The organism is Streptomyces sp. NPDC050528 (genome assembly GCF_044457795.1).
Classification (GTDB): domain Bacteria; phylum Actinomycetota; class Actinomycetes; order Streptomycetales; family Streptomycetaceae; genus Streptomyces.
The window spans coordinates 528,151-550,946 of the sequence record NZ_JBITHH010000006.1; the positions used below are offsets into that span (position 1 = coordinate 528,151).

15 protein-coding genes are annotated in these 22,796 nt (G+C 70.9%); 3 read left to right on the plus strand and 12 right to left on the minus strand.

What is annotated here, in order from left to right:
* Nucleotides 1–544: 544 nt before the first annotated feature.
* Nucleotides 545–2,665: a type IIA DNA topoisomerase subunit B gene (locus tag ACIBK4_RS23585; RefSeq protein WP_398997163.1), complete on the minus strand. Its 2,121-nt coding sequence runs from the start codon at nt 2,663–2,665 to the stop codon at nt 545–547.
* Nucleotides 2,666–3,108: 443 nt separating this feature from the next.
* Between ACIBK4_RS23585 and ACIBK4_RS23590 the strand changes: the two genes are divergently transcribed.
* Nucleotides 3,109–3,342, plus strand: coding sequence for a hypothetical protein (locus tag ACIBK4_RS23590; RefSeq protein WP_019061015.1), 234 nt, complete (start codon nt 3,109–3,111; stop codon nt 3,340–3,342).
* Between the two features lie 143 nt (nt 3,343–3,485).
* On the opposite strand, the gene ACIBK4_RS23595 is transcribed toward ACIBK4_RS23590, so the two are convergent.
* The 8 genes from ACIBK4_RS23595 to ACIBK4_RS23630 form a co-directional block, all read right to left on the minus strand.
* Entirely contained in the window at nt 3,486–4,343 is an 858-nt protein-coding gene (locus tag ACIBK4_RS23595) for a S1 family peptidase (protein ID WP_398997165.1), read from the minus strand.
* A 132-nt stretch (nt 4,344–4,475) separates the two neighbouring features.
* On the minus strand, nt 4,476–6,014 hold the full coding sequence (locus tag ACIBK4_RS23600) for an RNA polymerase sigma factor (protein ID WP_398997168.1): 1,539 nt from the start codon (nt 6,012–6,014) through the stop codon (nt 4,476–4,478).
* Between the two features lie 435 nt (nt 6,015–6,449).
* Nucleotides 6,450–7,337 (minus strand): FadR/GntR family transcriptional regulator, encoded by an 888-nt coding sequence (locus ACIBK4_RS23605; RefSeq protein ID WP_199811058.1) that lies wholly within the window; start codon nt 7,335–7,337, stop codon nt 6,450–6,452.
* A 162-nt stretch (nt 7,338–7,499) separates the two neighbouring features.
* Nucleotides 7,500–9,608 (minus strand): ATP-binding cassette domain-containing protein, encoded by a 2,109-nt coding sequence (locus ACIBK4_RS23610; RefSeq protein ID WP_398997171.1) that lies wholly within the window; start codon nt 9,606–9,608, stop codon nt 7,500–7,502.
* A 91-nt stretch (nt 9,609–9,699) separates the two neighbouring features.
* A complete protein-coding gene (locus ACIBK4_RS23615) occupies nt 9,700–10,458 on the minus strand; it encodes an NUDIX domain-containing protein (RefSeq protein ID WP_033283995.1) in 759 nt (252 codons plus the stop codon).
* 130 nt (nt 10,459–10,588) lie between these two features.
* Nucleotides 10,589–12,499: a glycogen debranching N-terminal domain-containing protein gene (locus ACIBK4_RS23620; RefSeq protein ID WP_398997173.1), complete on the minus strand. Its 1,911-nt coding sequence runs from the start codon at nt 12,497–12,499 to the stop codon at nt 10,589–10,591.
* Nucleotides 12,500–13,383: 884 nt separating this feature from the next.
* On the minus strand, nt 13,384–15,093 hold the full coding sequence (locus ACIBK4_RS23625) for a DUF4192 family protein (RefSeq protein ID WP_398997175.1): 1,710 nt from the start codon (nt 15,091–15,093) through the stop codon (nt 13,384–13,386).
* A 293-nt stretch (nt 15,094–15,386) separates the two neighbouring features.
* Nucleotides 15,387–17,546: a RecQ family ATP-dependent DNA helicase gene (locus ACIBK4_RS23630; protein ID WP_398997177.1), complete on the minus strand. Its 2,160-nt coding sequence runs from the start codon at nt 17,544–17,546 to the stop codon at nt 15,387–15,389.
* A 368-nt stretch (nt 17,547–17,914) separates the two neighbouring features.
* Here ACIBK4_RS23630 and ACIBK4_RS23635 point away from each other — a divergent pair, with 368 nt between their 5' ends.
* A complete protein-coding gene (locus ACIBK4_RS23635; RefSeq protein ID WP_398997180.1) occupies nt 17,915–18,550 on the plus strand; it encodes a hypothetical protein in 636 nt (211 codons plus the stop codon).
* A 309-nt stretch (nt 18,551–18,859) separates the two neighbouring features.
* Here ACIBK4_RS23635 and ACIBK4_RS23640 read toward each other — a convergent pair whose 3' ends face one another.
* The 3 genes from ACIBK4_RS23640 to ACIBK4_RS23650 form a co-directional block, all read right to left on the minus strand.
* Nucleotides 18,860–19,501 carry a hypothetical protein gene (locus ACIBK4_RS23640; RefSeq protein ID WP_366436419.1) on the minus strand — a complete coding sequence of 214 codons (642 nt, stop codon included), beginning with the start codon at nt 19,499–19,501 and terminating at the stop codon, nt 18,860–18,862.
* A gap of 68 nt (nt 19,502–19,569) precedes the next feature.
* Complete coding sequence (locus ACIBK4_RS23645) at nt 19,570–20,271, minus strand: ribonuclease HII (RefSeq protein ID WP_398997182.1); 702 nt, start codon at nt 20,269–20,271, stop codon at nt 19,570–19,572.
* Between the two features lie 82 nt (nt 20,272–20,353).
* Nucleotides 20,354–20,977 (minus strand): TetR/AcrR family transcriptional regulator, encoded by a 624-nt coding sequence (locus ACIBK4_RS23650; protein WP_398997184.1) that lies wholly within the window; start codon nt 20,975–20,977, stop codon nt 20,354–20,356.
* 187 nt (nt 20,978–21,164) lie between these two features.
* Between ACIBK4_RS23650 and ACIBK4_RS23655 the strand changes: the two genes are divergently transcribed.
* On the plus strand, nt 21,165–22,712 hold the full coding sequence (locus ACIBK4_RS23655) for an MFS transporter (protein WP_398997186.1): 1,548 nt from the start codon (nt 21,165–21,167) through the stop codon (nt 22,710–22,712).
* Nucleotides 22,713–22,796 lie beyond the last annotated feature (84 nt).

A 22,796-nucleotide genomic window follows, 5' to 3' on the forward strand; every position in this document is an offset into this window, starting at 1 on the left:
AGCGGAAGAGGATGCCGGCGGCGAGCGCTGCCGACGCCTTCGACGCTACGGAAATCGGCAGGTCGGCAGATCGGCGCCAGGGTGGATCGTGGGTGGATTCCCGGACCGCCCCGACCTCCACCCACGGGTGGAGCCGGGCGGCGGCGCGGGGTCCGTTTCAGGGGCGGTATGACGGCGCAGGGTCCGATTCAGCGACGAAGTCACCGCGCCGGGTCCATTTCGGGGACGGCACGACAGCGCGGGCCCGTCTCGGCGACGGAGCGCCCGCGCCGGGGCGGTGTCAGAAACGAGCCGATGGCACCGGACCCGTCTCATCAACGGAACCACCGCGCCGGGCCGGTGCCGGAAGCCGAGCAATCGCATCAGGTCAGTGCCGGGAACGGAGCGATCCCGCCGAGCCGGGTCCAGGCCTCCGAGCCCGGCCCGAGCCCAAGCCGGCGGACCCGAACCCGGGCCCAGGTGGGACCTGAACCCGAGCCCAGACCCACGCCCGGCACCCGGCACCCGGCACCCGGCACCCGGCACCCGGCACCCGGCCCGACGGTCAGGCGTCGATGCGCGACCGGTCCAGCGTCGCGGCCGAGCTGGAGATGAACTCCTTGCGCGGTGCCACGTCGTTGCCCATGAGCAGATCGAAGACCTGCTCGGCCGCGTCCAGGTCGGAGAGGTTGATCCGGCGCAGGGTGCGGTGACGGGGGTCCATCGTCGTCTCGGCCAGCTGGTCGGCGTCCATCTCGCCGAGACCCTTGTAACGCTGGATGGAGTCCTTGAACCGGACGCCCTTGCTCTGGAACTCCAGCATCTTCTCGCGCAGCTCACGGTCCGAGTACGTGTAGACGTACTTGTCCTGGCCCTTCTTGGGCTGGACAAGCTCGATGCGGTGCAGCGGCGGCACCGCGGCGAACACCCGGCCGGCCTCGACCATGGGCCGCATGTAGCGCTGGAACAGGGTCAGGAGCAGACACCGGATGTGGGAACCGTCCACATCGGCGTCGGTCATCATGATGATCTTGCCGTAGCGGGCCGCGTCGATGTCGAACGTACGGCCCGACCCCGCTCCTATGACCTGGATGATCGCCCCGCACTCGACGTTCTTCAGCATGTCGGTGACGGACGACTTCTGGACGTTGAGGATCTTGCCGCGGATCGGCAGCAGCGCCTGGAACTCGGAGTTCCGGGCGAGCTTGGCCGTACCGAGTGCGGAGTCCCCCTCGACGATGAACAGCTCGCTGCGCTCGACGTCGTCGCTGCGGCAGTCGGCGAGCTTGGCGGGCAGCGAGGAGGACTCCAGGGCCGTCTTGCGGCGCTGCGCGTCCTTGTGCTGCCGGGCCGCGATCCGCGTACGGGCCGCGGCGACGGCCTTCTCCATGACCACCCGGGCCTGGGCCGCCGCGTCGCGCTTCGTCGAGGTCAGGAAGTCCTTGAACTCCTTGGTGACCACGTTGGTGACGATACGGCGGGCCGCCGACGTACCGAGCACCTCCTTGGTCTGACCCTCGAACTGAGGCTCGGCGAGCCGGACGGTGACGACCGCGGTGAGGCCCTCCAGGGCGTCGTCCTTGACGACGTCGTCCTCGGCGACGCGCAGCAGCTTCTTGGCGCGCGCCACCTCGTTCATCGTCTTGACGATGGCCTGCTCGAAGCCGGCGACGTGGGTGCCGCCCTTGGGGGTGGCGATGATGTTCACGAACGACTTGAGGGTCGTGTCGTAACCGGTCCCCCAGCGCAGCGCGATGTCGACGCCGAGTTCGCGGGTGACCTCGGTGGGCGTCATCTGGCCGTGGTCGTCCAGGACGGGCACGGTCTCCTTGAAGGTGCCCTGACCCGACAGACGGAGCACGTCGCAGACCGGCTTGTCGTTCGCCAGGTACTCGCAGAACTCGCTGATGCCGCCGTCGAAGCGGAAGGACTCCTCCCCCTTGCTGCCGCCCTCGCCGAGACCGTACTCGTCGCGGACGACGATGGTCAGCCCGGGCACCAGGAACGCGGTCTGCCGGGCCCGCTGATGCAGGCCCTCCAGGGAGAGCTTGGCGTCCTTGAGGAAGATCTGGCGGTCGGCCCAGTAGCGCACGCGCGTGCCGGTACGGGTCTTGGGGATCCGCTTGGTCTTGCGCATGCCACCGGGCTCGAACGCGGCGTCGGGGCCGGCGGCGGCGAAGGAGCCGGGCACACCGCGCCGGAAACTGATGGCGTGGACGCTGCCGCTGCGGTCCACCTCGACGTCGAGTCGCGCGGACAGGGCGTTCACCACGGAGGCGCCCACGCCGTGCAGACCGCCGGAGGCGGCGTACGAGCCGCCGCCGAACTTGCCGCCGGCGTGCAGCTTGGTCATGACGACCTCGACACCGGAGAGGCCGGTCTTGGGCTCGACGTCGACCGGGATGCCCCGGCCGTTGTCCCGGACCTCCACCGAGGCGTCGTCGTGCAGGATCACCTCGATGTGGTCGCAGTAGCCCCCGAGGGCCTCGTCCACGGAGTTGTCGATGATCTCCCACAGACAGTGCATCAGGCCACGGCTGTCGGTGGACCCGATGTACATGCCCGGGCGCTTGCGTACGGCCTCTAGCCCCTCAAGGACGAGCAGGTGCCGCGCGGTGTAGTTGGAACCGTCCCGGTCTGCTCCTGCCAGCAGCGCTGTCGACGGCACGGACGTTTCGGCGGTCACGCGGTTCGCTCCTCGCTGAATTTCAGATGAGGCCCTTTTGGGTAAGGGCCCGGCTTCGGTTGCCGCTCAGAGGGTACCGAGGCCTGGTAGAGCCGTTGTAACGCCACCCTCGTCTCCTCCTCACACTAGTCCAGGGTCGTATACCTGTTCGATCCCTCGATGGAGTGAAGTACATATCACGTTCCCTTCGGGGCATGAACCATTTAGGCTCCGGGCACGTCCTCATGAACAACCGGCAATCCAGCCGGGTGGACCCGACCCTGATCCCACAGCGCGAACCCGTACAGACACATAGACACGCAATACGGCACATTCGCCGCCAACCGGCAGCAGACAGCCGCCCCGGAAGAATTTTTCGAGGAAAAGCCACGAGCGGGAACGTTTTCGGGCTGGTTGGATGTTGACCCTGGTACGACAGCTCGTCGAGCTAGAGAAGAGGCGACGTGACTACTGTTCTGACCCCCGCGAGCCCACTGACGGCCGCCGATCGCTGCGACCGCTGCGGCGCCCAGGCATACCTGCGCGTCGTCCTGCTGAGCGGCGGAGAACTGCTCTTCTGCGCCCACCACGGCCGCAAGTTCGAGCCGGAACTCAAGAAGATCGCCGCTGAGATACAGGACGAGTCGGAGCGGCTGACCTCCGCTCCAGCAGCAAGCGTTCCTGAAGAAGACCGCTGACACATCGCGTCCACGACGAGCCAGCACCGGCCCAGGCCGGCGACGGGCGGCCCCGCTCCTGAACCACAGGAGCGGGGCCGCCCGTCTTCGTACCCGCGGAGCCGGAGACCCGTGGGTGACCCACGGATGCCTCTCGGACGCCGTCAGGCGCCCTTGTGCGGCCCTGGCGAGCCGCGGTGGCGGCCCAGCGTCCGCAGGGCGTCCGACACCCTGGTGTAGACGCCTGGGCTCCCGGCCCGCCCGCACCCGCTGCCCCAGGACACGAGCCCGATCAGCCGCCCCTGGGCTACCAGCGGTCCCCCGCTGTCCCCCTGACAGGCGTCACGGCCTCCCTGGGCCTCTCCGGCGCAGAGCATGGACTTGGGGAGGTACGTGCCGTCGGTACCGGCCGGATAGGCCTCCTCGCAGCGCGCGTCGGACAGCACGTGCAGGTTCGCCGCGTGCAGGCTGCCCGCGTAGTCGCCGCTGCCGGTGAGATCGCCCCAGCCGTAGACCGTGGCGGCCGTGCCCGCCCGGTAGGCCGTGTCGCCCGCGGCCGCCATCCTGATGACCGAGCTCTGGGGCAGCGGATCGGCGAGGGTGAGCACGGCGAAGTCGCCGGCGTTGCTGACGGGGTCGTAGTCCGGATTGACCCACACATCGCGTACGGCGATCTCCTGGCCCCGGCCCGACAGCAGGTCCGTACGGTCCGCGATGGCCTTGAGGTCGGCCGCTCGGTGCGGCGGCGCCCCCAGGACGTCGTCGCCCATGCAGTGGGCCGCGGTCAGCACGGTGGTCCGGCCCACGGCCACACCGCCGCAGAACTGCCCCGCCCGGGTACCCCCGAACCGGTCACGGCTGGACAGCGCCACCGTCCAGGGGCTCACGGAGACATCGACCGGGAACCCGCCGACGACGATGGTGTCGGCGGCCACGGCAGACGCGGAGACCAGCGGTATGGCGGACGCGGCAGCCGCCAGGACCAGCGGCCGGGTCAGCGCCCGGGCAAGGGGACGACGCATGCACGTTCCTCACTCTGGGATGGTCATGGGAGACCCACAGTGATCCAGCACGCCGCGCCCCGCACCCGCGGCCAGCACGAAGGCCCGGCTCCCTGAGGGGAAACCGGGCCTTCCGTGTCGTACGACTACGACCTAGTCGAGGTAGTCGCGCAGCACCTGCGAACGCGACGGGTGGCGCAGCTTCGACATGGTCTTGGACTCGATCTGGCGGATGCGCTCACGGGTGACCCCGTACACCTTGCCGATCTCGTCGAGGGTCTTCGGCTGACCGTCGGTGAGACCGAAGCGCATCGAGACCACGCCGGCCTCGCGCTCGGACAGGGTGTCCAGGACGGAGTGCAGCTGCTCCTGGAGAAGGGTGAAGCTGACCGCGTCGGCCGGGACGACGGCCTCGGAGTCCTCGATGAGGTCACCGAACTCGCTGTCGCCGTCCTCACCCAGGGGCGTGTGCAGGGAGATGGGCTCGCGGCCGTACTTCTGGACCTCGATGACCTTCTCCGGGGTCATGTCGAGTTCCTTGGCCAGCTCCTCCGGGGTGGGCTCGCGGCCCAGGTCCTGGAGCATCTGGCGCTGCACGCGCGCGAGCTTGTTGATGACCTCGACCATGTGCACCGGGATACGGATGGTGCGGGCCTGGTCGGCCATAGCGCGGGTGATCGCCTGACGGATCCACCAGGTGGCGTACGTGGAGAACTTGTAGCCCTTGGTGTAGTCGAATTTCTCGACCGCGCGGATCAGACCGAGGTTGCCCTCCTGGATGAGGTCCAGGAAGAGCATGCCGCGGCCGGTGTAGCGCTTGGCCAGGGAGACCACCAGACGGAGGTTGGCCTCCAGGAGGTGGTTCTTGGCGCGGCGGCCGTCCTCGGCGATGATCTCCAGCTCGCGCTTGAGCTTGGGGGCGAGCTTGTCGGCGTTGGCCAGCTTGTCCTCGGCGAACAGACCGGCCTCGATGCGCTTGGCGAGCTCGACCTCCTGCTCGGCGTTGAGGAGGGGGACCTTGCCGATCTGCTTGAGGTAGTCCTTGACGGGGTCGGCGGTGGCACCCGCGGCGGCGACCTGCTGCGCGGGCGCGTCGTCCTCGTCCTCGTCGGAGAGTACGAAGCCGGCGCTCTCGGCGCCCTCGGGCTCGTCCCCGGTCTTGCCGGGGGTCTCCTCGGTCGCCTCTTCGTCGACTACTTCGACGTCGTCCTTCTTGGCGCTGGTCTTCTTCGCCGCCGCCGTCGTCTTCTTGGCGGCGACCTTCTTGGCGACCGCCTTCTTGGCGGGCGCCGTCTTCTTGGCGGCGACCTTCTGGGCGTCGTCCTCGGCGGAGGCGTCGGCGACGGGGGCTGCCGGAGTGGCGGTGGCGGTGGCCTTCTTGGCGGTCACCGTCTTCGCGGCGACCGTCTTGGTGGCGGTGCGCTTGGCCGGACTCTTCGCTGCGACGCTCTTTCGGGTGCGCTTGGGCTCCGCGGCACTGACCATCAGCGTCACACCCTCTTCCTCGAGGATCTGGTTGAGGCTGCGCAGTACGTTCTTCCACTGAGTGGCCGGAATCTGGTCAGCTTCGAAGGCCCGACGCACGTCATCGCCGGCGATCTGCCCCTCAGCCTTTCCCCGCTCGATGAGCGCCATGACAGAGACGGACTCGGCGATCTCCGGCGGGAGCGTACGGGATGTGCTGGCCGACACGAACAACCTCTCGGAACGATGGAAAACGGCTTCCGGCCCCGTCCGGTACGGACAGGAGCCGACGACCGCCGACTTGGGGATGGGCCGACGGCGCGGGCTGAGGCCGGGAAGAAACACAGCGCCTTGAACGGCGTCCGTATTCCCTTCCGCGGCTGTCACCTCTTAGGTCATCGCGCAGTGCCCGCGAGCGTTACGCCCAATCTGCGTGGCCCGAGTCACACCCCGTAAGCGTTCAAAAACGGTCAGACACGGGCAGATGAGGTCACCCGCGGCCGTGACAGGCGTTCCCCAGAGAGATCCGACACCCCGTCGCACCGCCGGACCCCGCCGGATTCCCTGGAGGATCCTGCGGGGTCCGGCGGAAGACGGGCGCCCCGGCCGGGCGCCGCCACGAGAACGCGGCACACCTCGGCCGCGCCGGCCACCCCGCGCGCGTCAGTGTTCGCGCGGGGCGGGCACCACGCGCTCCACCTCGGGGTGCACGATGAGCAGCTGCCGCATGGCCGCCTCGGCCGCCGCTCCGTCGCCGGCGGCGAGGGCGTCGACGATGCGGGCGTGGTGCCCCAGGGACGCCTCGGTCGGGCGGTCACAGCCCGTGACCGGGCCGCCGGAGACCTGGAGGGCCGAGGAGACGATCCCGGAAAGGTGCTCCAGCATCCGGTTGCCCGCGACCTGGATGAGCAGCGAGTGGAACTCGGCGTCCGCGCGGGAGAAGGTCAGCGCGTCGCCCTGCCCCATGGCGTGGCTCATGATCTCGACCATGTCGGAGAGGCGCTGCTGGACGTCCTCGCGCCCGTGCCCGGCGGCGAGGCGCGCGGCGAGCGGCTCGATCGTCCAGCGCAGCTCGCTCAGTTCACGGCGCTGGTTGTCGCGCTGCGGGCCGAAGGCGCGCCATTCGATGATGTCCGGGTCGAGGAGGTTCCAGTCGCTGACGGGACGCACGCGCGTGCCGACGTTCGGGCGGGCGCTGACCAGGCCCTTGGCCTCCAGGACGCGGAGCGATTCGCGGACGACGGTGCGGGACACCTCGAAACGCTGGCCGATCTCCTCGGGCACCAGCGGGCGGTCGGCGCCCAGGTCCCCGGAGACGATCATCTGGCCCAGCTGCTGGACGAGTTGGCCGTGCAGCCCGCGTCCGCGGCTGCCCGCGGCACGCCGGCCCACGCGGCCGAGCTCGGGGTCGGAACCGTCCCAGGAAGGGGCTCCGAGGCGCTCGGTGACGGGCGCCTCGGCGTAGGGGTAGCGGTCGAGATCGCCCGGGCCGGCGAGACCGGAGTCTGCGGAGCGGGCGGCGGTCATCATGGTGTGCGCAAGGGTACTCACGGATCCTTTGTCGGCGCTGTCTCCAACTCCCTTGAGGTCTTTGGTGAAAAGCACACGAAAGGGTGATCGCTCACCCCGTCGCAATTGACGCCTTATCGGAAAGAAATGGGCTTTCTGCGGGGAGTTGTGCGCAGAGCGGCATCCGAAGGGTGCGGTCGGTCGTCATCGGACCCTGCTCCGCAGGGTCGTGAGCAGATACGCGCAGAGCAGGGCGGTCAGCGACAACGTCAGTGCCCCGCCCACGGGTTGGGCGATCACGCGCGCGGCCGCCGACAGGTAACGCTCTCCCCCGAAGGGCCACTGCAGCAGAAACACCTGTCGCATCCGCATCGGCAAACCTGCCGCGGTCCGCACGGCGGGTCCTTCCAACGCCTTGTGCACGAGGGGTACGACGAGAATCGGTACGGCGACCACCGCGGCGAGCCCGGCCGTGGTGGACCGGAAGATGCCCGCGGCCAGCACGCCGGCCCAGGCGCAGCCGACGACCAGGCCGATCCAACTCGCGCCCGACGAAAGCCAGTCGGCGGGAACTTGCGCGAGCTCCCGTCCGTAGACGAGATAGAGCACTTCGGCGTCGCAGCCCACCGTGAGGAAGGCCAGCAGCAGCGCGGTGGCCGCGGAGACGAGGAGCTTCGCGACGAGCAGTCCCATCCGGCGGGGCACGGTGCCGCGGTCCGCCGCCAGGGCAGGGTGACGGAACTCGTCACCGAAGGCGAACGCCCCCAACAGTCCCGCACCGAGCGCCGCGGGCGGCAGGGGCAACTCCCGCGGCCACGCGGCCAGCAGACGCGGCTGCGGGGTGTGCCCGATGCGCGCCAACAGGAGTGCGGTGAGAGCGGATACGACGAGTACGGCGGCCCCGGTCAGGAACCCGGTGCCGATACCGGTGGCACGCCGCAGCTCGTAGCGGAGCGGGCGCAGTGGGCTGGGCGCGGAGCGGACGGAGATGGGGGGCGGGAGCGGGGGCAGGGTGTCGAGGGTGCGGGCTGGGGAGGGACGCGGGGCACGCGCGCTGGGGCGGGCGGCTGACGGCTTCTCGGGGTCGATGAGGGGAACCAGGCGGGAGTTGGCCGTGCGGGGGCTCGCAGCGGCTGTGCGGGCCTCGTAGGGCGGGTGGGGTTCGGCGGCGGGTTCCGGTTCTCCGGCGACGGGCGGCTCGGCGGCGGGCAGCGTGCCGGCGAGCGGCGCGGCGGCGGGAGGTTGTGCGGTCTGGGCAGGCAGCGTGCCGGCGCATGGTGTCGGCGTCCCGTCGGGCAGCGCATCGGCGAGGCGCGTGGGCGGCTCGGCAAGGGGCGCGTCGGTGCGGGGCGTTGGCATCTCGGCTGTCGGTGAGGGGGCAGACGCTCGCGGCGCTTCGACGGATTCGGGATCGTCTCGGACGGTCGTTCCGGCGCCCGGTCCCATGTCCCCGATCTCATCAGCGAGTTGGTGTACGAGGATGTCGTGCCGGAACGCTGTCTCGCCGACGTCGGCGCAGGTACTGCCGTACACGGAAAGGCGGTTGCCGTCCTCCCGTACGACTTCGACGGAGCGGTGCGCGGTGCGGGCCTCCTTGGTGAGGAGGGCGGCGAGGCGGTTGGCGTGCGGGCTGCGGACGGCGACGCGGGGGCGGAGCCGGGTGCGGGCGAAGTCTCCGGCCTCCTGGTCGGCGACGAGTCTGCCCTGCTCCAGGGTGACGACCCGGTCGGCGCAGCGGGCGGCCTCCTTGGGTTCGGCGGTGGTGAACAGGACCGTGCCGCCCTGGGCCGCGTGTGCGCGCAGCATGCCGTACAGCCAACGGCTTTCGCGGGCGGAGAGGGCGTCCGCGGGTTCGTCCAGCACGAGCGTGTGCGGGTCGGACAGCAGGGCGCAGGCGAGGCCGAGGCGGCGGTCCATGCCGCGTGCGAGGCTGCCGAGGCGTTCGTCGCGCAGGCTGACGAGGCCGACCACTTCGAGGACTTCGTCGGCGCGCCGGGCCGGAACGCCCGCCGCCGCGCACAGCATCCGGAGATGGCCGCGGATGGATCGTGCAGGATGACCCGGCACATCGCCCAGGAGGACGCCGACCTCGCGCGACGGGTGGGCGATGCGGTGCAGGGGGCGGCCCCTGAAGTAGGTGATTCCACGCCCCTGTTGGAGTTCGAGCATGAGTCTGAGCGCGGCCGTCTTTCCCGCGCCCGGTGCTCCGAGGAGTGCGGTGACACGGCCCGCACGTGCCTCGAAGGAAACGTCGTCGACGGCGGGCGGGTGCTCCTTGCGGGCGTTGCTGGTCAGTCCGAAGGCCTGGATCACCCACAGCAAGATAGCGCGTTATGTCCGTTTTTCCGGCCACCGAACGGCCCGCTCCGCAACGGTTGATCGCCTCGTTCCAGGTGCTACGGCGTCACACCTCGGGGCGCAGCATCGGCGGGTTGAGCAGCGTGGCCCCGCCGGCCCGGAACAACTGCGCCGGGCGGCCGCCCTGACGGGTCGTCGTACCGCCGGTCGGGACGAGGAACCCGGGCGTGCCGGTCACCTTGCGGTGGAAGTTGCGCGGGTCGAGCGCCACGCCCCACACCGCCTCGTAGACGCGGCGCAGCTCACCGACGGTGAACTCGGTGGGGCAGAACGCCGTGGCCAGGGACGAGTACTCGATCTTCGAACGGGCGCGCTCCACCCCGTCGGACAGGATCTGCGTGTGGTCGAAGGCGAGCGGCGCCACCGGATCGCCGTCGCGTCCGAACCCGCCCTGCTGCAGCAGCTCTTCGACGGGTGCCCAGCGCGCGTTGCTGGCGTCGCCGCCGGCGCGGGGTGCGGGCAGGTCGGGGGCGAGCGCGAGATGGGCGACGCTGACGACGCGCATCCGCGGGTCGCGCTTGGGGTCGCCGTAGGTCGCGAGCTGCTCCAGATGTGCTCCGTTGTCCTGGGCGGGGGCGCCGGGGTCGTGGGCGCGCAGTCCCGTCTCCTCGGCCAGTTCGCGTGCCGCGGCCTGCGACAGATCCTCGTCGGCCCGCACGAAGCCGCCGGGCAGCGCCCAGCGTCCCTGGAACGGCGGCTCGCCCCTGCGTACCGCCAGCCCGCACAGAGCATGGCGGCGCACGGTCAGCACGACCAGGTCCACGGTGACGGCGAAGGGCGGATACGCTGACGGGTCGTAGGACATGCGGCGATCATAGTCGTCTGCCTGACGATAAACACTCCCTTCGCCGGTACCGCCCTGACTGATCCACTTCGGTGCGAGGCGCGACTCGCCCCTTGCCTGCGGCCGTCTGCCGATACGGCTTCCTCCGAGGTCACGCTCCCAATTGCAGGCCGTCGGCCGCCTCTTCGACCATGGCGACACCGAGTCGGCCGACCCGTACGGAGAAGGGGGCACCCGCGATCCGCAGCCCGGTCAGGCCGATCTCGCCCAGGGGCGCGCTGCGCACGGGACGGAGCGTGACCGTGCGGGCGGGGGCGTCGGGGCGGATGCCCGCGAGGGTGGTCAGCAGCAGCACTCCGGCGGCCGCCGCCGTGGCCGCCGGGCGGCAGGCCGCCGGATGCGGAAGGGGAGCGCTCCCGTCCTTGCGCTGCTCCCCCGCGTACATCTCGGGGAGCCGGTGCCCGAACGCCTCGGCCGCGGCGAGGACGCCCCGCAGCAGCGAGGTCGCCTCCTTCTCGTACGCGGCGGCGGCCAGGCCCGCGACGGCGATCGCCGTCTCCGCCACCCGCACGGCTCCGCCCCGGTGACTGAACGGGCTGTAGCCCGGTTCCTTCGCGCCCAGGCCACGCAGTCCCCAGCCCGAGTCCATGGTGGGGCCGCCGAGCAGCCGGGCGAGTTGTTCGGCCCGCACCTTGTCGAGCAGGCCGGGCGCGTACTCGCCGCCGCCCAAGAGGCCGGTGTCCAGGAGGTGGGCCGTGGTCGCGCCGAGGTGCGGTACGAGACGTCCGTCCGGAGCCCGGGCCGCTGCCGGGCGGCCGCCGCCGAGGTCCCCGATCCAAAAATCCGCGCGGAAGGCGGTGCGCAACTCCTGGGCCCACTGCCGCAGTTCCGTACCGCCGGGTCTGCCGTACGCGTCGAGCAGATCGGCCCCGAGCAGCGCCGCCCGATGGGCGTGGGCCTGTGTCTCGCAGCGGACGGGTCCGCCCGGGTGCGGGTCGCGGAGATACGTGCCGTCGCCCACGGTGGTCCGCAGCCAGGTCAGACAGCGCTCGGCGGCCGGGAGTAACTCCCGCGTCGCCTGCTCCGGGAGACCCCAGCGGCGGGCCTCCGCGAGCAGCACCGGGAAGAGCAGCGTCGCCTCGGTCCCCGTACAACTCGGCGGCAGATGGGCGCCGGCATCCCGACGCGGCCCGGGAATCATGCCCAACTGCGCTCCGGCGCGCTGGAGTTGGGTACGGGCGAGGATTCTCAGTGTGCCGGCGGCGAGCCGCGTACCGAGAGGCAGTGCCATGCGCGCCGCCGTGAGCGACTCCGCAGGCGCCAGACCGCAGCGCCAGGGTGCCCCAGCCGCGAGATGGGTGTCGGAGGGGTGCGCGGGGTCGCGCAGCAGCAGTGCCTGGAGATCCTCGATGCTGGTCCGCAGGAGCCCGTGGACTCGAGGGTCGTCGCCGGACGCCCGGGCGGTCGCCAGGGGACTGGTCGCCCCGTGGCCCACGGCCCGAACCGGTCCCGCGCCGTCCGGCCGTACCCGAAGTTCCATGCTCACCGTGCCGCCCGGTGGCAGTTCGAACTCCCAGCGCAGGAGTCCTGCGGAGGCCAGCGCGTCGGTGGGAGGCGGATCGGCCGTGACCGCCGAGTTCCCTGTGGCGCCGGACCAGCGCAAGCCCGAGTCGTGCACGCTGGCGGGCAGTTCGGGCCCTGTGCCGCCCGCGGCGATCGCGCCCAGATCGGCCATGTCGGTGCCGAGCGCCACCTCGACCGGCAGGCGCAGCGGACGCCAGGAAACGCTGCGCAGCGTGATGCGCTCGGTGCCGTCGGCGTGCCGGGTCCGCTCGACGACGAGGTCCGGGTCCGGGCCGCAGTCCGGGGACACCCGCACGGTCCCCACGAACCGGGCGCGGTCGGCCGCCGTCATCCTGGCCTGCACCGCCAGTGGCTCCCGTCCGGCCACCCGCACCTGACAGCGGGAGAGCACACGCCGCCCCGCGCGGTAGAACCCCTCCAACCCCCGCCCGTTCAGCTGCCCTTGCTCGGTGGAGACGGCGAGGCCCGGGAGCGCCACGCAGATCAGGGTGGTGTGGGTCGGCGGCAGTTCGAGGGAACGGCGGGGCGCCGGACGGGATGGGGGTGGCGGGTGTGGCAGAGGACTCTGCCGCGGGGAGTTGGGAGAGGACTGGCGTGGGGATGCGGGCGGGGGTGGGCGGCGGATCTGGCCGGGCGTCCACCCTTCCGCCGGCCGACGGGACGGTTGCGGCGGATGCTCGGGGTCGGCGGTGCCCGTGTACGGCGGCGATGAACTCGTGCCGCGGTGCAGCGGGGATGAGCTCGTGCCTCGGTACGGCTGGGACGCGCTGCTCCCGTACGGCTGTGACGAGCTGGTACTCCCCGGCTGTGACGGGCTGGTACTCCCGTACGGCGGCGATGAGTTGGTGGCCCTACTCGGGCGCGGTTCGGGGTCGCCGGAGTCGGGGCGGTCGTCGTCGGCGGCGGAGGGCGGAGTCGGCTGGTGCATGGGCGGCTTCTTCTGCACTCTGTGCGCCCCAGACGTGTGCGGCGCCGGTTGGACTGTTCCGGGAGGACAAGCGCTGTCCGGCGACACGACCCGTTCAGGCGTTCCGCCACTCAGGTGAACGGGACCGGGCTCCTCCTGGTCACGCCTGCGGCCCGGGAAGCCGACCGAATGGCGGCGCGGCGGAGTCGACGGACAGCCGGCGCCGGTCACCCGGTCCCGGTGGCCACAGACCCGGCGCACGCCCTCTCGTCTACACGCGCCCGTTTCTCGCGCCGGGTGCTCCTCAGTGAGCCCGGCGTCGGCCCGCGCGCTGAGGGCACTGACCGCTTGTGGCGCCGCCTTCCGGAGCCTCACGACTCGGTGGAACCAAGCTCCGAACCCACGAGGCCGACGACCGGACCGGCGGGGCCGCCTTCCACTCCCCCAGCCCTTGATCACCCGTCCCCCTCAATACCGTTGGACCCCGACTGCAGCCCCTCCGGGCAAGCGCCGTATCGCCGCGACTCACCCTTCCCCGGGGTGCGCGAACGTGTGCTGCCGGGGCGTTCGGTGCCCTGCGCCGGTGTGCGCGGACGGGATCCGTCTGCGCCGGATCGGCGGCTGTCCGTGCCCGAGGGACGGGGACGGCGCTCGCCTCCGTCGGCAGTACGTGCGCGGTGCCGACGGCGGGAGGCCGTGGGCGAGACGGCCGGTGCGAGGGCGTCGCCGGGGCCGCTCGTACCCTGCCGTACGGAACCGTCGGCGGCGTCCGCGCCGACGACCACACCTCCGGGTCGCTTCATCCCTCCAACTCCCGTCGCCTCTTCGGCTTTTACCGTCCCTCCGACACCCGTCGCTGCTCCTGGTCCCTTTGCCTCCCCGGCGCCTGACGTCCCTCCGATCCCCCTCGTATCTCCGGCTTCCGTCGCCTCTCCAACCCCTGTCCTCGCGCCAACTCCCGTCACTTCACCGGCTTCCACCACGCCTGCACGCCCCACCCGTTCCGCACGCAGACAGCGTCGGATCGACTCCGGGTCCAGGCCCTCGTTGCAGGCCTGGTGCAGGAGGCGGGCGAAGAGGTAGTCGGGGTCCGCGCCCAGGGCCATGGCGAGGGCCTCCCTGGCTTCCAGGTCGTCGCCGGTCGACCAGGCGACCCAGCCGGCGAGGGTGAGAGGAGCCGCGGCATGTTCGCCGTACGGTCCGACGCAGCGGCGGGCCAGCGCACGCCAGAGCCGCAGGGCAGGTAGCGCGTCGTCGCCCTCCATCCATTCGGCGGCGCGATCGCGGGTCGTGCGGTCCTGGAGGCCGAGGATCAGCGTGGCGGCTTCGTCGTGGGCGAGCAGGGCGTCGTCACGGAAGTCCGCGTGGAGCGCACCGGACACGTGTGGTGCCGCCGCGAACCGCCTCAGGATCCGCTGGGCCAGATCCAGGGTCTCCTGCGCCACATCCGCGCGGCTCGTGTCGTCGAGGATCCTCGGCACCAGGGTCAAACCCGCGGCGTCCAGGGCGACTTCCTGCTCCAGCGCGGACGCCGTCTCCCAAGGCAGCAGCCTCGTCCGCAACTCGCGCAGTGTGCCGCGCACTTGGAGGCCCGCGTAGGTCGCCGCCGCGGCCAGTACGGAGGTGCCCGGCAGGCCCATCGGGGATCCGTCGACCGGACAACATCCCTCGATCGGGCAGCAGTACGACCAGAAGCGGCCGTCCGAGATGCAGATCGCCTCGATCACGGTCACGTCGAGTCGGCCGCACTCGGTGCGCAGCTTCTGCACGAGCGGGCGCAGGCGTTCCATGACCTGACGCCCCGACTCTCCCGGCGCCGGTTCCTGACAGACGTAGGCGATCATCTGCTCGGGCCGGGTCCCCCTGCGCTCGCTGCCCGTCACCAGGCCGTGGGCCAACTGCCGTGCCACGGAGGCCCAGTCGTCCGCGCCGGCGGGAATCCCGAGCCGGGCCCTGCCGCCGAACCGGCCCCGGCCGCCCCGATCGTGCAGGGCGACGAGGACGATGCTGTCCTCGGGGCGGTACCCGAGCAGATAGGGCAGGGCGTCGGCGAGTTCGGCGGGGCTGCGCAGGGTGACCTGGTGCTCGGTGCCGTGTCGGTCGTACGCGGTGGGGTCGATGTCGCCGTTTTCGGCGGATCCGGTCGTTTCGCTGTGGTTCGTCATGCGTCGACGATCTCGCGGATCGCAAGATTCCGCTTGAGCCTGTGGATAAGTCCGGTCAGGGACACGCCACATGGGGCTCGGTACGGCCAAGTCGGGCTGTGCGACCGGGAGATCCGGGCCGCAACGACGGATCGCCCGACCGCGCTTCGAGGAGGCGACCGGGGCGATGCAGTCCCGGTCGCCACCGAGGATCGACCCGGCGCAGCCTCAATCACCGCGCCCGCAGGCCGACATCACCCCGACCCGAGCCCCCCTCGGCATCCCGACGACGTCAAGGGCCCCGATGAGAAATCTCAGCCCGCCGCAGCGAGGACCAGCGGAAGAACCTGTTCGCCACCGGCCCGGCGGAGCAGTCGGGCAGCAACCGCGAGCGTCCAGCCGGAGTCGGTGTAGTCGTCCACGAGCAGGACGGGGCCGGGAGAGGCGGCCAGGGCGTCAGCCAGTTCCCCCGAGACGGCGAAGGCGTCGGACAGGGCCCTGAGACGTTGGGCGGAGTTGCTGCGACGCGCCCCGTGCGTGCCGTCCGGTCCGGTGTACGTCAGGGTGCCCAGGAGGGGGAGGCGGCCGATGCTCGCGATGCCCTGGGCGAGGGAACCGACCAGTTGCGGGCGGGCCAGCGACGGTACGGCCACGACCCCCACGGGACGGGCGGAGGGGTCCGCGACGTTCGGCGCCCAACCGCCAGGAGAGCGTGCCCAGTCGGCGAGTACCGCGACCGCGGCCTTCAGGACGTCGTCCGGGACCGGGCCGTCGGGCGCGTTCTCGGCCAGCAGGGGGCGCAGGCGGTTGCCCCAGCCGATGTCGGAGAGCCGTCCCAGGGCGCGCCCTGTGGAGCACTGGTCCTTGGCCGGGATGCGGCCCTTGAGGTCGACGCCCAGCGCGGCCATCCCGGTCGGCCACATGCGGCGCGGCTCGACCTCCACACCTGGGCGCTCCAGTTCCTTCGTAGCGCCTGTCAGCGTCTCGGCCGAGACCGAGGAATCGATCCAGGCGCCCGCGCAGTTGTCGCACCGACCGCAGGGGACCGCCCCTTCGTCGTCGAGTTGTTGCCGCAGGAACTCCATCCGGCACTGGGACGTACTCACGTAGTCGCGCATCGCCTGCTGCTCGGCCGCCCGCTGCTTGGCCACCCATGCGTACCGCTCGGCGTCGTACATCCACTCGGCGCCCGTGGCCGCCCAGCCGCCCTTCACACGCTTGACCGCGCCGTCGACGTCCAGGACCTTCAGCATCGTCTCCAGGCGGCTGCGCCGTAGGTCGACCGCCGTCTCCAGGGCGGGCACGGACAGCGGGCGGCCCGCGTCGGCGAGGGCGGAGAGGGTCTGGCGGACCTGCGTCTCGGGCGGGAAGGCTGTATCGGCGAAGTAGCGCCAGATGGCCTCGTCCTCGCGGCCGGGCAGGAGCAGCACATCGGCGTGGGCGACGCCGCGACCCGCACGGCCCACCTGCTGGTAGTAGGCGATCGGCGAGGAGGGCGAGCCGAGGTGGACCACGAAGCCGAGGTCCGGCTTGTCGTAGCCCATGCCCAGTGCCGAGGTGGCGACCAGGGCTTTGACGCGGTTCTCCTGGAGGTCGATTTCAGCCTGCAGCCGGTCGGCGTTCTCCGTCTTCCCGGTGTACGAGGCGACCTTGAAGCCACGTTGGCGCAGGAAGGCGGTGGCTTCCTCGGCGGCGGCCACGGTGAGCGTGTAGATGATCCCGGAGCCGGTCAGCTCGTCCAGGTGCTCGGCGAGCCAGGCCAAACGGTGCGCTGCGTCCGGCAGTTGGACCACTCCGAGCCGCAGGCTCTCCCTCTCCAGGGGACCGCGGAGCACCAGGGCCTCCCCTGCGCCCGTGCCCAACTGCTCCGCCACATCGGCCGTCACGCGCGCGTTGGCGGTCGCGGTGGTGGCCAGCACGGGGACGCCGGTGGGCAGTTCGGCCAGCATCGCCCGCAGTCGGCGGTAGTCGGGGCGGAAGTCGTGTCCCCAGTCGGAGATGCAGTGCGCCTCGTCGACCACCAGGAGGCCGGTCGTGGCCGCGAGCTTGGGCAGCACCTGGTCGCGGAAGTCGACGGAATTGAGCCGCTCCGGGCTCACGAGGAGCACGTCGGTCTCGCCCCGTTCGACCTCTCCGTAGATGCTGTCCCACTCCTCCGGGTTGGCGGAGTTGATGGTGTGCGCCCGGATTCCGGCCCGCGCCGCCGACTCGACCTGGTTGCGCATCAGCGCGAGCAACGGCGAGATGATCACCGTAGGACCGGAGCCGCGCCGGCGCAGCAGGGCGGTCGCGACGAAGTACACCGCCGACTTGCCCCAGCCGGTGCGCTGCACCACCAGTGCGCGCCGACGCTCCTCCACCAGGGCCGCCACCGCCTGCCACTGGTCCTCGCGCAGCCGCGCCGTGCCGGTCGGATCACCGACCAGCTCGGCGAGGATGGCGTCGGCTTCGGCACGCAGCTCCTGGTTGCTCATACCCCCATGCAACCGCACGCCACTGACAACGGCCCAATCCCCCGCCGCGACGAAGCGCGCGCGACCGTGTCCCGCACCCCGTCCGACCGGCCCTCTCTGGACCTCCCGCACATCAATGGCGTACGAAAGTGTCGTGCTCGAACGTCCCAGGCGTCGCCGGGTGACGCATTGGGTAGGGATATAAGCCACAGACCGTCAGATAAGGGTCGGTGGCCCCATTTGCTCGTTGCCGCATCCCAGTTCGACAGGAAGAATTGGAGTCCGCTCCCCGCACGGCTCGTCCGTGATCCGGTAGGGCTCTGCTGCGGTGCGCGCTCCCCCGAATCCGACCCCGCCCGCAGTGTGGGCGCGTAGCCGAAGGGAGGACCGTGACCTTCGGATTCGCTCCGTCCTCCGCGGCATCCACGTCGACGTCTGCCGACCTGTCCGCCGCTTCCGCCAACCCTCTGGCCCGTCTGCTCGAACCCTCCGAATGGGCCGCTGCCGGAATCCCGTTGCTGCGCAATCCCCGCGAGGTGGTCAGCGGGCTGCACTCCCGGCATCGGCCGAAACCGGCTACCGCAGTCGTGGCCGTCCTCGACCCGGACGAGCGGCTGCTCGCGAGCGCCTCGTTCGTCCGGCGGTCGGCCCCGGCCGACGGCTGGATGTTCCGCAACGCGCTGCTCGCGCAGCTACGCCGTGTCATCCCGCACGATCTGCGCCGCCGCACTCCGGTGCGCACGGCCGTGCTGCTCTACTGCCGTGAGGGCGACGCGCGTTGGACGGAGGAGGACGGTGCGTGGATGTGGGGGCTGCGTGACGCCTGCACGCTGCACGGGCTGCGCTGCGGGGCCTACATCACGCTGACACGCGACGGCTGGCAGGTGCTCGGCGAGGGGCGCGGTGGCCGACGGCCCAGTGCGGACTCCGCGCCGGAACCTTTCGCCATGTCCGAGGTACCGCCTCTGCTGCCCCGCACCGGCGGCGCCGCCTCGGAGGTCCTGCGCCGCGCCGCGGCCCGCTGAAACCCGGTCCGGGCCTCGCGCCCGGACCGTACGCGCGCCCTTGCCGGCGTGGCGTCCGAAGCACCGTATGCGGGAAATCCCGCCATACTCCGGTCTCGGCTCGCGGGACGGCTGCGGCAGGCGCTGTCCCGCCCAGAAGGTCGCCGCGCCGACGTGAGCAGCAACGGAAGCACGGCTGCGGAAGGCGTACGTCGCCAACCGCACCGAAATCCGCGCACGCCGAATGGCTCACCGTGCTCAGACCGTCGCGACGGCGTTCACCTGACCGCCGTCGCCCTCCGAGAGCCTTCCGGGAGTTCCCGGAACGGCTCAGACGCCCGCGCCCAGCACCGAGTTGATCTGCTGCGGGTCGCCGCAGACGATCAGCAGGGTGCCGGCCCGGCCGAGGGCCAGGGGCAGGGCGGTGGTGGCCACGGCGGCTGCGCCTCCGTTGACGGCGACCACGACGACGGGACGGGACGCCGCCCGGCCCGCGACGGCGGCGTCCGCGTAGAACACGTCGTCGCGCGCGTCGTGCTGCGCCCAGTAGGAGGCTTCACCGAAGGACAGTTCGTGGGCGGCCCACGGGTGCGGTTCGCCGGTGGTGATCACCAGCACGTCACCGGGGGCACGGCCCGACTCCAGGAGCAGGTCCACGGCTTCCTCGGCAGCGTCCAGCGCGCCCTCGGCCGAGGCCGGGATCAGCTGGATCTGCGGGGTCGCCACAGCGTTGTCGGAGGAGGTGGGAACAGCCGGACCCGAGGGTCCGGGCTTGGCCACGGCCACGTCGCGCGGCGTACGTTGCGCCGGAGCCGTCGGCCGCAGGGGGCCGGGACGACCGGGACGCGGCGGAGCCGCAGGGCGGGGACCGGGAACAGGGCGGGGGGTCGGCGCGACGCGGCTGCTGGCCGGAGTGGCGCTGGGACCCTGGGCACTCTCGTGAATCTGAGGCTCCTCGGGAATGAGAGGCATGAGCTGATTTTTATCAAACACTGGTGCGGCTTGCGGCAGCGGGTGGCACATGAGTGCGAGCGGAACGGTCAGAAGTCGAAACCGAGCTGGCCCTCGATCTTCGGAACGTTTCCCTCCGCCCAACTGCGGGCCTTCTTGAGGTGCCGCCACTGGGGCAGCGCATCAAGATACGCCCACGACAACCGGTGGTACGGGGTGGGCCCCCGCTCCTCCAGTGCGGCCTTGTGCACGGGTGAGGGATACCCGGCGTTGGCCGCGAAAGCGAAGTCTGCATGGTCGATGCCCAGTTCGGCCATCATTTTGTCGCGCTGAACCTTGGCGATCACCGAAGCGGCCGCGACCGCCACGCACGACTGGTCGCCCTTGATCACCGTACGAACCCGCCAGGGGTCCCCGAGGTAATCGTGCTTCCCGTCGAGGATGACCGCGTCGGGGCGAACGGGCAAGGCCTCCAGGGCACGCACTGCGGCGAGCCGCAGCGCGGCCGTCATCCCCAGGTCGTCGATCTCTTCGTGGGAGGCGTGTCCCAGGGCGTACGCCGAGACCCACTTGCGCAGTTCTTCGGCGAGTTCGGTGCGTCGTTTGACCGCGATGAGTTTGGAGTCGGTGAGGCCTTCGGGGGGTCGGCGCAGTCCGGTGACCGCCGCACAGACGGTGACGGGGCCGGCCCACGCACCGCGCCCCACCTCGTCGACGCCGGCAATGACCTTGGCCCCGGTCGTGGCGCGCAGTGAGCGCTCGACGGTATGAGTAGGTGGTTCGTACGGCATGGCGCCATCAGACTACGCCGCCTGGAACCCCCTGCGACACCCGGGTTTCCGCAAGCTCCTCCACGACGGGTCCGGTCGAGTTTCAGGCACCGGCGGGCCGGAGCAGCGGAATCATCAACTGGTCGATCATTTCCTCGATTTCACGGTCGCCCCATTCGCTGCCGCACATCTTCGAGCGGTACATCATCATCGCCGGGATGGCATCGATGACATAGCCGTTGGACGCGCCGGACCGGACCTCGCCTCGCTCTATTCCACGGTCGATGGCCTCGCGAAGCAGCCGGATCGTCGGCTCCACGACCCCTTCGGTGATCACGCCATGGAAGCGTTCCGCCTGCACAGTGTCGCATTCGTGAATCACCGCGCGCAGGGCGAATCCCGGCCGCGAGAACATCGCGTCGCGCGCCCGCATGCACAGCGCCAGCAGATCCTCGCGCACATTTCCCAGGTCGGGCGCCTCGTCCAGACGCGGTAGCCCGGCCTGCAACGCGTCCGCGACGAGGTCCTCCTTCGAGGACCAGCGCCGGTAGACGGCGGCCTTGCCCGTCTGCGCGCCGGCGGCGACGCCTTCCATCGTGAGGGCGTTCCATCCGACCGTACTGAGTTGCTCCAGCGCGGCCTCCAGGATCGCGCGTTCGAGCACGGCGCCTCGGCGGCGGAGGGAGGCCGCCCGAGCGGGGGCGGCCGTCCAGCCCGAAGTAACCATCTGAGTGTCTCCAGCGAGCAGTGGAATGGGGAATTCCGGGGATCGGGGATGCGTCACGCGGCAGCGACGGGGAGGACGCCACGCGAAGGCGAGTTAAGTGAACGCTTGCGTTCACTGTTGGGGACTCACTACGGTTGACGCGACAGTGAACGCGAGCGTTCACTAACTCACTTGTGGGGGACCCATAGTGACAACCTCTCAGTTGACTCAGGAGCCAAGGCCAGGAGCGGCCCGCCGGGAGGGGCATCCCGGCATCGCGCTCGCAGTCATCGCGGCCTGTCAGCTCATGGTGGTACTCGACGCGACGATTGTGAACATCGCCCTCCCGCACATTCAAGCTGCACTCAGTTTCAGCACCACCGACCTCACCTGGGTCGTCAGCGCCTACACGCTCACCTTCGGCGGTCTGCTGCTTCTCGGTGGCCGGGCCGGCGACATCCTCGGCCGACGCCGGGTGTTCACGACCGGCATCCTGCTCTTCACCTTCGCTTCGCTGCTCGGCGGTCTCGCCCAGGAACCCTGGCAGTTGCTCGCCGCACGGGTCCTGCAGGGCGTGGGTGGCGCGATCGCGTCGCCGACCTCGCTGGCGCTGATCACCACCACGTTCCCCGAAGGCCCGGAGCGGAACAGGGCGTTCGGAGTCTTCGCCGCGGTCTCGGCGGGCGGCGGCGCGATCGGTCTGCTCGCGGGCGGCATGCTCACCGAGTGGCTCGACTGGCGCTGGGTGTTCTTCGTCAACCTGCCGATCGGCATCCTGATCGCCGTCCTCACACCGCTGTACATCAACGAGTCCGAACGACACACCGGCCGCTTCGACATCGCGGGCGCACTGACCTCGACGGCGGGCATGGCGTCCCTCGTCTACGGCTTCATCCGCGCGGCGGACAAGGGGTGGCGCGACAGCCTGACCATCGGCTCCTTCGCCGCGGCGATCGTCCTGCTGCTGGCCTTCGTGATCACCGAATCCCGGGCCAAGGAGCCGATCACTCCACTCAGGATGTTCGCCGACCGCAATCGCTCGGGCACTTACGTGATCATGCTGAGCCTGGCCGCCGCGATGTTCGGGATGTTCTTCTACATCGTGCTCTTCGTGCAGAACGTGCTGGGGTACAGCCCGATCCAGGCGGGTCTCGCCTTCCTGCCGGTGACGGTCGTGATCGCGGCCGGCGCGGGGCTGTCCCAGCGGTTCCTGCCGGTGCTCGGGCCACGGCCCTTCATGCTCATGGGCTCGACGCTCGCGGCGATCGGGCTGGCCTGGCAGACCCTCATCAGCTCGGACAGCTCGTACGTCGGCGGAGTGCTCGGCCCGATGCTCGTGTTCGGCTTCGGGATGGGCCTGAACTTCGTGACCCTGACAGTGACTGCCGTCTCCGGCGTCGCCCAGCACGAGGCGGGCGCGGCCTCCGCGCTGCTCAACGCCATGCAGCAGGTGGGCGGTTCGCTCGGCCTGTCCATCCTGACCACGGTGTTCGGCTCGGCCAGCAAGGACGAGGCGAAGAAGCAGCTGCCGAAGTTCCTGGCCAATGGATCGGCGGAACAGAAGGCGGCGTTTCCCAAGACGCACCAACTGCCCGCGCCTTGGGGGCACGAGGTGCTCGCGCACGGCATCTCGGCGGCCTTCATCCCGGCCGCCGCGATGGCCGTACTCGCCCTGGTCACCGCCTGGTTGGTGATCCAGGTCCGCAAGAGCGACCTCGAAGCCCTCGCGGGCACGGCGGCTGCGGGAGTCGGCTGACCGGCCGGGCCCGGTCGGGACCCGGCCCACCGGCACCAGCGAAAACCTCATGGTCACCCCCCAACTGTCGCGTCCCGTCTGCCT